The 10,687-nt window shown below is 71.5% G+C and carries 13 protein-coding genes; 5 read left to right on the forward strand and 8 right to left on the reverse strand.

The genetic code is table 11. The features are described 5' to 3' along the window. Positions 1-277 precede the first annotated feature (277 nt). The 5 genes from VQ02_RS28475 to acnA all read right to left on the reverse strand — a co-directional run bounded on the left by VQ02_RS28475 (position 278) and on the right by acnA (position 6,155). Entirely contained in the window at positions 278-1,498 is a 1,221-nt protein-coding gene (locus VQ02_RS28475; protein ID WP_048447618.1) for an alpha/beta hydrolase, read from the reverse strand. A gap of 171 nt (positions 1,499-1,669) precedes the next feature. Further along, the gene (locus VQ02_RS28480) at positions 1,670-1,882 is read right to left on the reverse strand and encodes a NepR family anti-sigma factor (RefSeq protein WP_048447619.1); all 213 of its coding nucleotides are present in this window, start codon (positions 1,880-1,882) and stop codon (positions 1,670-1,672) included. Between the two features lie 283 nt (positions 1,883-2,165). Beyond that, positions 2,166-2,867: a hypothetical protein gene (locus VQ02_RS28485; protein ID WP_048447620.1), complete on the reverse strand. Its 702-nt coding sequence runs from the start codon at positions 2,865-2,867 to the stop codon at positions 2,166-2,168. Between the two features lie 110 nt (positions 2,868-2,977). Further along, a complete protein-coding gene (locus VQ02_RS28490; protein ID WP_048447621.1) occupies positions 2,978-3,283 on the reverse strand; it encodes a hypothetical protein in 306 nt (101 codons plus the stop codon). Between the two features lie 172 nt (positions 3,284-3,455). Continuing rightward, positions 3,456-6,155 (reverse strand): aconitate hydratase AcnA, encoded by a 2,700-nt coding sequence (gene acnA, locus VQ02_RS28495; RefSeq protein WP_048447622.1) that lies wholly within the window; start codon positions 6,153-6,155, stop codon positions 3,456-3,458. Positions 6,156-6,530: 375 nt separating this feature from the next. Between acnA and ccmA the strand changes: the two genes are divergently transcribed. Further along, positions 6,531-7,181, forward strand: a complete 651-nt coding sequence (gene ccmA, locus VQ02_RS28500) for a heme ABC exporter ATP-binding protein CcmA (protein WP_048447623.1) — start codon at positions 6,531-6,533, stop codon at positions 7,179-7,181. Continuing rightward, on the forward strand, positions 7,178-7,846 hold the full coding sequence (gene ccmB / locus VQ02_RS28505) for a heme exporter protein CcmB (RefSeq protein WP_048447624.1): 669 nt from the start codon (positions 7,178-7,180) through the stop codon (positions 7,844-7,846). The genes ccmA and ccmB overlap by 4 nt, the downstream gene beginning before the upstream one ends. A gap of 21 nt (positions 7,847-7,867) precedes the next feature. Here the strand turns inward: ccmB and VQ02_RS39855 are convergent, their stop codons facing one another. Both VQ02_RS39855 and VQ02_RS36260 read right to left on the reverse strand, forming a co-directional pair. Next, a complete protein-coding gene (locus VQ02_RS39855) occupies positions 7,868-7,999 on the reverse strand; it encodes a hypothetical protein (protein WP_280818972.1) in 132 nt (43 codons plus the stop codon). Positions 8,000-8,194: 195 nt separating this feature from the next. Further along, the gene (locus VQ02_RS36260) at positions 8,195-8,368 is read right to left on the reverse strand and encodes a DUF1328 domain-containing protein (protein WP_048447625.1); all 174 of its coding nucleotides are present in this window, start codon (positions 8,366-8,368) and stop codon (positions 8,195-8,197) included. A 136-nt stretch (positions 8,369-8,504) separates the two neighbouring features. Between VQ02_RS36260 and VQ02_RS28515 the strand changes: the two genes are divergently transcribed. Genes VQ02_RS28515 through VQ02_RS28525 form a run of 3 tightly spaced genes read left to right on the forward strand, consistent with a single transcriptional unit; the run spans position 8,505 to position 10,061 of the window. Continuing rightward, positions 8,505-9,272, forward strand: a complete 768-nt coding sequence (locus VQ02_RS28515) for a heme ABC transporter permease (RefSeq protein ID WP_048447626.1) — start codon at positions 8,505-8,507, stop codon at positions 9,270-9,272. Position 9,273: 1 nt separating this feature from the next. Continuing rightward, complete coding sequence (ccmD, locus tag VQ02_RS28520) at positions 9,274-9,444, forward strand: heme exporter protein CcmD (protein WP_048447627.1); 171 nt, start codon at positions 9,274-9,276, stop codon at positions 9,442-9,444. A gap of 44 nt (positions 9,445-9,488) precedes the next feature. Continuing rightward, positions 9,489-10,061, forward strand: a complete 573-nt coding sequence (locus VQ02_RS28525; protein WP_048447628.1) for a DsbE family thiol:disulfide interchange protein — start codon at positions 9,489-9,491, stop codon at positions 10,059-10,061. A 16-nt stretch (positions 10,062-10,077) separates the two neighbouring features. Here the strand turns inward: VQ02_RS28525 and VQ02_RS28530 are convergent. Further along, the coding region (locus VQ02_RS28530) for a GyrI-like domain-containing protein (RefSeq protein ID WP_048447629.1) at positions 10,078-10,687 on the reverse strand (610 nt) is incomplete at its 5' end.

The following is a 10,687-nucleotide window of genomic DNA, read 5'->3' on the forward strand; positions in this document are numbered from 1 at the left end:
GTTCGGAGGCGCAAGGCAAGCCCGAACGGGCGCCGGCGCTGATACCCTCGCGCCTTCGCATCGACGTGTCGATGCGAAGGCGCGAGGGTATCATTCGGGGCGCGCAGGGCGGAGCCCGGACGCTGGAGGCGCCGGAAAGCCGTTTGGAATGCCCGGCGGTCCTTACCGCCTCACCCTTCCGGGCCTGCGGCTCCGGATCTCTGCGCCTGCAATCACGACGGAGGACGTCGACCCCGTCGGACGTCCGCCCTCCACCCTCAGGCCGTCGAACGGCCGCTCACTGTCCCCGGGCCGGCGCCGCCGGCCTCGCGGCGGGCTTCGGCGCTGCGGGCGCCGGAGCGGCGCCCGCGGCCGCGGGCTTGGCCGGGGCCGGCGGGCGCGGGGTCTCGACGGCGAGCCGGCGCACCGGCCAGCCGTCGCTCCAGCGCTCCATGTCGGTGAAGCGCGGGTTGCTCTTCAGGCCCGATGCGGTCTGGCCCGAGAACGCCGCCGCCGCCGCCATGTCGAAGGTCTTCCAGAAGGCGAGATAGTCGAGGCTGTCGGTGCCGGCGGCGTTGATCTGCGCCACCAGGGTGGTCTGCTCGCCGGTGAGCGCCATGTCGGCCGACCACTTGAACGGGGCCGGTTTCTGCTTCGGGTCGGCGGCGGGGGCGGCTGGCGGCTTGAGCGCCGCGGCATCGTAGGCGGCGTTGGTGCCGGCCGGCGAGGCCAGGGTGGCGGACAGGGCCGGGAAGCCGTGGTCGTCCGAGAGCGCCCGGATCATCAGCTTGTGGTCGATCGGCACCGCGCTCGCCTCGCGCATCAGGCGCCGGGCCGCCACGTCGGCGGCGCGGGCGTCACGGTCGCCGATCACCGTGACGATCAGGGTGGCCGGATCGATCTCGTTGAGGTCGTGCAGGGCGATGCCGCGGGACTTGTCGTCCCGGGCGATGCCGCCCGGCATGGCGCCGAAGATCAGCCGCGGCACCGGCAGGCCATTCGCCTTGGCGTGGGCCGCCAGGTTGGCGGCCAGCGGCACGCCGGCGAGATGGCCGATGAGCGCCACCCGGCCGGTGTCGGGCTTGGCCTCCGGGTCGGCCGCAAGATCCGCCAGGGCGTCCTTGACGAGGCCCGCGGCGATGCCGCTCGCATCCACCGGCCGGGTGCGGTTCACCTCCTGGAAGCGGGGAAACAGCACGAGGTAGCCGGAGCGGGCGAGGTGCTCCATCCAGGCGCCGTAGGCCTGCGGGTTCACGGCGCCCCAGGCGTGCAGCATCACCACCACCGGCCGCCCCTGGGCCGGCGCGGCGCCGCTGCCGTAGAACGCCAGGGTCACGGCGCCCGGCCGGCCGAGAGCCCGCTTCGTCACGCTCGCGGCGGCGTAGGCCTGCCCACCCGGGCCCTCCTTCGGCTGGGCGGGGGGCGTGGCGGCCCCGGCACCGGGCGCGCCGCCGAGGCCCGCGAAGGCAAGGCCGAGGGCGAGCGGAAGGGCGAGGCGGGTGCGGGAAAGCGGCGGCATGAGGCTGGGGGGCTGTCGGCTCGGGAGGCGCACCCCACACTGTTTCGCGCTCGCACTCAAGGCGAGATCGCGGGGGGTCGGCCCGTTCGTCCGGCTTGTCGCTTCCGCGGTACAGTCACGCTGGTGCATCCGGGAGCAGAGACGCGGCGCCCGGGCCTCGTTCCACAGATCCTAGCCGCGCGGCTCGGGCTCATCCACCATCACGGTGTGCAGCCTGTCGATCAGCACGTTGAGCTCGTGCGGCACCGGCTGGTCGGAGACGTCGGTGTACAGCGCCCGCAAGTCGTGCCCGAGCTTGGCGAGCAGCAGCGCATCGGCGAGGGACGACGCCGTGGCGAGCGTCTGACCGAAATTCGCGGCGTGATTGCTCGGAATCAGCTTCATGGCGCGACATCGGGACGGGGGCCCGGCTCCATCAAGAAAAGGGTCAAGGTTTGAGGCGCACACAGGCGCCCAGGCGGTCGATGAATTGCGCCGGATGGCCGGCTCGACATGAACAACGCGCTTCCGGGAGGGCAGTTGCGACCGATTTTCGCTCAAGGTCGCGCCCGGGCCACGGCCCCGTGCGCCGGCGCACGGGGCCGCGACCGATTTCCTTTTGCGTCAGGTCACTTGTGCAGGATCGCCGGCAGGCCGCCCGGGAGATGCGGCGGCGGCTCCGCCCGCCTCACATCGGCGGCGTCAGGCCGTCCTTGCCGACCGAGACGCTGCGGGCCTCGAGGCGGTCGCCGTCCCGGATCGCGGAGGCGAAGACCTTGGCGCCCGGGACCAGCACCATCCGGTCGGCCGGCTCGAGGGCGACGACCGGCGTGCCCGGCGGCACGGAGACCGCCAGGCTCCGGCCCTGGTACGTGACCGTGATGGTGCGGCCGCCGCCCGCAGCGGCGCCGCCGCTGATGCCGGGGCCGCCCGCGACGGTGCCGTTGGTCATGCTGGTCTCGACCTCCGGGCCCCGCACCGTGCCGTTGGTCATGCTGGTCTCGACCGGGCCGCCCGACCCGTCGGGGAGCCGGTCCCAGGGATGGTGGCCCTCGCCGGCGCCGCGCATCGCCTCGGGGAAGATCAGCACCTCGAGGGCGACCGGCGGGTCGCCGGGCGCGGGCCCGGCCTTCGCGGCGGTGCCGATGAAGCTGCCCTCGCGGACCTGGTCGAGGCTCGCCGGCACCAGCTGCCCCACCCGCGTGCCGGGGCCGAGCCGGACCGTCTCGGCCGTGCCGGCGCGGGTGCGGATGGTGACCGCGTCCGCCTCGACGCGCTCGATCGTGCCGCGCAGGCGCTCGACCTGCGGCGCGGCCCGGGCGACGTGCACGGAAGCGGTGCCGGTCGCGAGCACCAGGCCGGCGGCCGCGATCGTCCTGAGAAGGGTCATGGGGAACTCCGGGGAGGCTCCGGGATCGGGGGAGCCCCGGCGTTATGGTCCGCCCCGGCGGCGCCGGCCATCGTCTCGCGCAGACGTGATCGCGCGGGCGAGCGCGGCCTTCAGGCGTCCTCGTCCTCTTCCGGCTCCAGGGTCGCCTTGACCGTGTCCAGCACCCGCCGGGCGAGGTCGGAATCCGGATCGTCGCGGGTCAGCGCGTCCTCCAGCATGGCGAGGAAGCCGCCGAGCTGGTGGCGGTAATGGTCGGAATCGATCCCGCGCAGGATGCCGGCGACGAACCGCACCGCCATCTGCAGCGCCACCTGCTTGGCGGCGACGTCCGATTGCGCCTCGGAGAGCCGGGCGATCATCTCGCCGTGCCGGGCCGAGAGCGTGGTCAGGCCGTTGATCTTGTCGTCCGGGCTCATCGCGCGTCTCCCGAGAAGAGGACGGGGGCCCTTCCTGCCGGAAAGGCCCCCGTCGTGGTGTCGACAGTTCCCGGGACCCTGTCACAGGATTCCCGGTCTCCGGAACCTCTCCCTCCGGGGTAACCGGCGGGAGAGGCGGCCGGCGCGCGCCGCAGGCGGCGCGGAGCCGCGATCAGGCGGCGAGCTGGCGCAGCACGTAGGGAAGGATGCCGCCGTTGCGGAAGTACTCCAGCTCGTCGAGGGTATCGATGCGGCAGGTCAGCGGCACTTCCTTCACCGCGCCATCGGCCGAGGTGATCTTGGCGACGAGCGTCTGGCGCGGCTTCAGCTCGCCGGCGAGGCCCTCGATCGTCACGGTCTCGTCGCCCTTGAGGCCGAGCGAGGCCCAGGAATCCTCGCCCTGGAACACCAGCGGCACCACGCCCATGCCGACGAGGTTCGAGCGGTGGATGCGCTCGAAGCTCTCGGCGACCACCGCGCGGATGCCGAGGAGCTTGGTGCCCTTCGCCGCCCAGTCGCGCGACGAGCCGGTGCCGTACTCCTTGCCGGCGAACACCACCAGCGGGGTGCCCTCCTGCTCGTAGCGCATCGCGGCGTCGTAGATGAACATCCGCTCGCCCGACGGCTGGTACAGGGTGTAGCCGCCCTCGACCACGTTGCCGGCCTCGTCGCGGACCATCTGGTTCTTGATGCGGATGTTGGCGAAGGTGCCCCGCATCATGACTTCGTGGTTGCCGCGGCGCGTGCCGTACTGGTTGAAGTCCTGCACCCGGACCTGGTGCTCCTGCAGGTAGTGGCCCGCCGGGGACGCCGCCCGGATGTTGCCGGCCGGCGAGATGTGGTCGGTGGTGATCGAGTCGAGGAACAGGCCGAGGATGCGGGCATTGACCACGTCCTCCACCGGCTTCGGGGTCTTCTCCATCCCGACGAAGTAGGGCGGGTTCTGGACGTAGGTCGAGCTCGGGTTCCACGAGAAGGTCTCGGCCTTGGTGACCTCGACGCCCTTCCAGTTCTCGTCACCGCCGAACACGTCGGCGTAGCGCGACTTGAACAGGGCCGAGGTGATGTTGGCCTCGATGAACTCCTGCACCTCGGCGGTCGAGGGCCAGATGTCCTTCAGGTAGACCGGCTTGCCGTCCGAGCCGGTGCCGAGGGGCTCCTTGGTGAGGTCGAGCTGCATCGAGCCGGCCAGCGCGTAGGCGACGACGAGCGGCGGCGAGGCGAGGTAGTTCGCCCGCACGTCGGGGTTCACCCGGCCCTCGAAGTTGCGGTTGCCCGAGAGCACCGCGGCGGCCACGACGTCGTTGTCGTTGATCGCCTTGGAGATCGGCGCCGGCAGCGGGCCCGAATTGCCGATGCAGGTGGTGCAGCCGAAGCCGACGAGGTTGAAGCCGAGCGCGTCGAGGCTCGACTGCAGGCCGGCCTTCTCGAGGTACTCGGCGACCACCTGGCTGCCGGGGGCGAGCGAGGTCTTCACCCACGGCTTCGAGCGCAGGCCCTTGGCGACCGCGTTACGGGCCAGAAGCCCCGCGCCGATCATCACGCTCGGGTTCGAGGTGTTGGTGCAGCTCGTGATCGCGGCGATCACCACGTCGCCGTGGCCGATGTCGAAGTTCGCGCCCTCGACCGGATAGCGCTTGGCGATGTCGGCCGCCTTCTTGAACTCGGTCTCCATCGACTGCGCAAAGCCCGGCTTGGCACCGTCGAGGAGCACCCGGTCCTGGGGACGCTTCGGGCCGGCGAGCGAGGGCTTCACGTCGCCCATGTCGAGCTCGAGCGTGTCGGTGAAGACCGGGTCCGGGGTCTTCGCGTCGCGCCACATGCCCTGCGCCTTGGCGTAGGCCTCGACGAGGGCGATGCGGTCGTCGGCGCGGCCGGTGACCTTCAGGAAGTCGATGGTCTTCTGGTCGACCGGGAAGAAGCCGCAGGTCGCGCCGTACTCGGGCGCCATGTTGGAGATCGTGGCGCGGTCGGCGACCGACATGTCGTCGAGGCCGGGGCCGTAGAACTCCACGAACTTGCCGACCACGCCCTTCTTGCGCAGCATCTGCGTGACGGTGAGCACGAGGTCGGTGGCGGTGGTGCCCTCGGGCAGCTTGCCCGACAGCTTGAAGCCGACGACCTCGGGGATCAGCATCGACAGCGGCTGGCCGAGCATCGCGGCCTCGGCCTCGATGCCGCCGACGCCCCAGCCCAGCACGGCAAGCCCGTTGACCATCGTGGTGTGCGAGTCGGTGCCGACCAGCGAATCCGGGTAGGCGACCTCGGAGCCCTCGAAGGGCTTGGTCCACACCGTCTGCGACAGGTACTCGAGGTTGACCTGGTGGCAGATGCCGGTGCCAGGGGGGACGACCGAGAAGTTGTCGAAGGCCGACTGGCCCCACTTCAGGAAGGTGTAGCGCTCGCCGTTGCGCTCGTACTCGAGCGCGACGTTGTCGGCCAGCGCCTTCGGGGTGCCGAACTCGTCGACGATGACCGAGTGGTCGATGACGAGGTCGACCGGCACCAGCGGGTTGATCTTCTGCGGGTCGCCGCCGAGCGCCACCATGGCGTCGCGCATCGCCGCGAGGTCGACCACCGCCGGCACGCCGGTGAAGTCCTGCATCAGCACGCGCGCCGGGCGGAACGCGATCTCGGTCTCGGTCTTGCCGCGGTTGTCGAGCCAGGCGACGACGGCCTCGATGTCGGCCTTCTTGACCGAGCGGTCGTCCTCGTAGCGCAGCAGGTTCTCGAGCAGCACCTTCATCGAGAAGGGCAGCCGGCTCGCATCCGGCAGGCCGTTCTTCTCGGCCTGGGGAATCGCGTAGATGGTGTAGGTCTTGCCGCCGGCCTGGAGCGTCTGGCGGGCCTTGAAGCTGTCGATCGATGCCACGGCGTGGTCCTCGCGAGGGGTTGTCGAACACGGCACAGGCACGGCCTGCGCCATCACGAAGTGTTCGGCCGGATGCGCTGACGGGGCCGCCTCACGTGACGGAAGGGATCGCCACGCGAGACTCGCCCCTGTGCCGCCCGCCCTCGCCTGCCGGCGGGAATCGGACGGTGCGCGCGCCGCCCCGGGGGTGCCCGGACTGGGATGCGCGAAGGACGGTTTGGACGCCTCTGAAGGTCGCGCGGCGCAGCCGGGACTGCGTATAGAACACTTCGAAACTGGCCGCTACGGGTCTGGTGGCCGCGGATTCGCGCATTCTCGGCGGGGCCGGCATAGCGTAAACGCGGGCTTCCCCCTGCCCTCCGGAGACCCTTGCCCTTGCGCCTGATCGCCGAGGACCTCGCCTGCCGGCGCTCCGGCCGCCGCATCTTCGCCGGGCTCTCCTTCACCCTGGAGGCCGGCGAGGCGCTCACCGTCACAGGCCGCAACGGGGCCGGCAAATCGTCGCTGCTCGCGATCCTGGCGGGCCGCTTGCGGCCGGAGGCCGGGCGCCTCGCGGCCGAGGATGTCGGCGAGCGCACGATTCCGGAATGCCTCCACGTCGTCGGCCACCGCGACGGGCTCAAAGGGGCGCTCACGGCGCAGGAGAACCTCGCCTTCGCCCGCGACCTCCTGGGCGACGCCGACCTTGAACCCCGCGCCGCGCTCGCCCGCCTCGGCCTCGCCCACGCGGCGGGGCTGCCGGTCGCCTACCTGTCGGCGGGCCAGCGCCGGCGGGTGGCGCTCGCCCGGCTCCTCGTCTGCCGCCGGCCGCTCTGGCTCCTCGACGAGCCCACCGCCGCCCTCGACGTCGCCTCGCAGGGCGCGCTCGCCGGGCTGATGCGGGCGCATCTGGCGGAGGGCGGCCTCGTCGTGGCGGCCACCCACCAGGCTCTGGGGCTGGAATCCGCGCGCGAACTCTCCGTCGAGGCGTTCCGCACCGGCCGGGCCGATCTCGCGGACGACCCCTTCGCGGAGGCCTTCCGATGACCCGCGCCTTCCTGGCGGTGGTCGCCCGAGACCTGCGGCTCGCCGGCCGCATCGGCGGCTCCGGGGCCCTGTCCCTGGTGTTCTTCCTGATGATCGTCGCCCTGGTGCCGTTTGGCCTCGGGCCCGACCTCAACCTGCTCGCCCGGATCGGCCCCGGCATCCTGTGGATCGCCGCGGTGCTGGCGACGCTGATCGGCCTCGACCGGCTCTTTCAGGCCGACGAGGAGGACGGCTCCCTCGACCTCCTCGCCGGCGCGCCCGCGCCGCTGGAACTCCTGGTGCTGGCCAAGGTCGCGGCGCACTGGCTCACCACCGGCCTGCCGCTCGCGCTCGCGACCCCCCTGTTCGGGCTCCTCGTCGCGCTCAGCCCCACCGCCATGGCGGCGACCAGCCTGACGCTCCTCGTCGGCACCCCGGCGCTCACCTTCATCGGCGCCGTCGGCGCGGCGCTCACCGCCTCGATCCGCCGCGGCGGCCTGATCCTCGCGATCGTGGTGCTGCCCCTGATGGTGCCGACCCTGATCTTCGGCGTCTCGGCGGCGGATGCGGCGCTCGGCGGCACGGTGCCGTTCACGACGCCGCTGGCGATCCTCGGCGCCTTGAGCCTCGCGGCGGGTGTGGTGGGGACGCTGGCGGCGGCGGCGGCGTTGCGGTGGGGGGAGTAGGCAGATGATCCGGAAAGCGGCTTAGCCGAAGATTATCTGCGCCAAGGCTATGACGGTGAAGACGAGTGATGCCGAGAAAATCGTGATGATCCCAAGGATGGTTAGCACGATGAGCAACATCGTAAATCCAGTGAAAATCAGAAGCTTGGTCATGTCGTCCAATCTCCGCGAACTGCGTCGAGAAGATGTTCGTCGAACCGTGTGCAATTTGCAAGCAAATATTCACCAGCCATGCGCCACTGAACTCAGCGGGTATGTAAAGTGGGGGGAAGGTGGCGTGTCGATTCCGCCGGCATCAATACATTGGGGCGGTATCGATGCCGGCGGAATCCATTCAGTGAGATTTTTCTAGAACACCGCCTGCCCCAGCAGCACCGCCGCGATCACGATCACCACCGCGATCGCCAGGAACAGCCCGAACAGCAGCCGCGCGATGCCGCGGGCGCCGGAGGCGACGTTGGTGAAGCCGAGGGCACCGGCCACCAGCGAGATCACGAAGAAGATGATCGCCCATTTCAACATGGCGGGAGCACTCCGGTGCCTGCGAGAAGTCGCAGCGATAACCGGCACCGCCACGCTTCGTTCCGGGCCCTGGCTGAAGGGCGTGCGCCCTTCGTCCGCATTGCCCGCGCGGGCCCCCGCGCGCTAAACCGCTGCCATGTCGATGGGTCGTCTCACGCGGCTGGCGCAGCCCGGCCACTTCATGCGCTGGTCCGGGGCGGTCCTGCCCTGGGTGGCGGGCCTCGCCGTCGTGCTGCTCGCCGTCGGCCAGTACCTGACCTGGTTCGTGGCCCCGCCCGACTATCAGCAGGGCGAGACGGTGCGGATCATGTTCATCCACGTGCCGGCGGCCTGGATGGCGGTGTTCTTCTACGGCGCCATGGCTGTCTCGGCGCTGGGCACCCTGATCTGGCGCCATCCCCTGGCCGACGTCGCCCAGCGTGCCGCCGCGCCGGTCGGCGCCGCCTTCACGCTGATCTGCCTCGTCACCGGCTCGCTCTGGGGCAAGCCGATGTGGGGCACCTACTGGGTCTGGGACGCGCGCCTGACCTCGATGCTGGTGCTCTTCCTGATCTATTGCGGGCTGCTCGCACTGTGGCGCACCATCGAGGATCCGAACCGGGCCGCCCGGGCGGTGGCGATCCTCACCCTCGTCGGCGCCGTCAACCTGCCGATCATCAAGTTCTCGGTGAACTGGTGGTCGACCCTGCACCAGCCTGCCTCGATCCTGCGGATGGGCGGGCCGACCATCCACCCGACCATGCTCTACCCGCTCCTGGTCATGATCGCGGCCGCCTCGGTGCTCGGCATCGCGCTGCACCTCCAGGCGATGCGCACCGAGATCCTGCGCCGCCGCGTGCGCACCCTGACGATCCTCGAGGCCGAGCGGCTCGACGCCGCCCTGCTGGCCCCGCAGGCGGCCTGACATGAGCGTCGGATCCTGGGATCTCGGTCCCCACGCCGCCTTCATCCTCGGCGCCTACGGCTTCACCGCCCTGGTGATCGCCGGGCTCGTCGTCCACGCGATCCTCGACCGGCGGGCGCAGGAGCGGGCGCTCGCCCGGCTGCAGGAAGAGCCGCCGCGGGGCCGCCGGTGAGCGACGTCCCCGTACATCCGGCCGAGGAGGCCGAGCGGCCCGCCATGGAGGCCGACGAGGCGCCGCGCCGCGGCCGGCTGCTGTTCCTTTTGCCGCTCCTCGCCTTCGCAGGCCTGGCCGGCATCTTCCTCGGCAAGCTCCTGACCACCGGCTACGACCCGTCCGCCGTGCCCTCGGCCCTGATCGGCCGGCCGGTGCCGGATTTCGTCCTGCCGCCGGTGCCCGGCCTGACGACGGACGGCGCCGCGGTGCCGGGCCTCGCGGCCGCGGACTTCAAGGGCAAGGTGACGGTGCTGAACGTCTGGGCGTCGTGGTGCGCGCCCTGCCAGGTCGAGCACCCGATGCTGGTGCGCCTCGCCCGCGACGGCGTGAACCTCGTCGGCATCGACTACAAGGACCAGCCCGAGAACGGCCGCCGCTTCCTCGGCCGGCACGGCAACCCGTTCCGGGCGGTCGGCGCCGACGAGACCGGTCGCGTCGGCATCGACCTCGGGGTCTACGGCGTGCCGGAGACCTTCGTGATCGGGCCGGACGGGCGCATCCGCGAGAAGCTCGTCGGCATCCTGACGCCCGAGACCTACGACGCCTTCCTGGCGCGGGTGCGGGCCGTGAAGTAGGCGCGCGCGAGCGCCCCTACTTCGGCAGCGCGTAGATGTTGACCTCGAGCGCCTCGTCGGACGGGCTCGCGAGCGGGGTCAGGTACTCCTCCACGAAGGCGTCCTGGACGATGATGCCCTTGGCGTCGAGGTAGGCCGTCACCGTCTCGTAGGTCTGGTCGATGCCCTCGTAGGGTCCCTTGTGGGTGAAGCGCAGGGCCTTGCCGCTCGGGGTCGCACCGAAGCGCAGGTCGTCCGGCAGGCCGGCGGGGCGCGGGCTCGGCGCCGCCTCGACCGGCACCATCACCTCGTACTGGAAGCCGTCGTCGTCGGTGCGGGTGAAGACCGCGATCGGCCGGCCGTTCGCCTTGATGCCGGCCTGGCCCAGCGCCGCCTCGACCTTGTCGATCGCGTCCTTGAGGCTCGTCACCGCCTGGTCCCAGGTCGCCTTGCCGGACAGGATCGCGGCGGGCTTGGCCGGCAGGGTCACCTCGTCGACGTCGGACGGGTCGCCCGGGTTGGCGACGAGCGGCGGCCGGCCGGCGGTCGGCGGCACCGGGGTCGCGGGCGGCAGCGCCTTCTCGGGCGCAGGCGGGGTGGGCGCCTCGTTCGGCCCCGGGCCGGGGCCGGGCGCCGTGGTGGTCGGC

The organism is Methylobacterium variabile (assembly GCF_001043975.1).
GTDB classification, from domain to species: domain Bacteria; phylum Pseudomonadota; class Alphaproteobacteria; order Rhizobiales; family Beijerinckiaceae; genus Methylobacterium; species Methylobacterium variabile.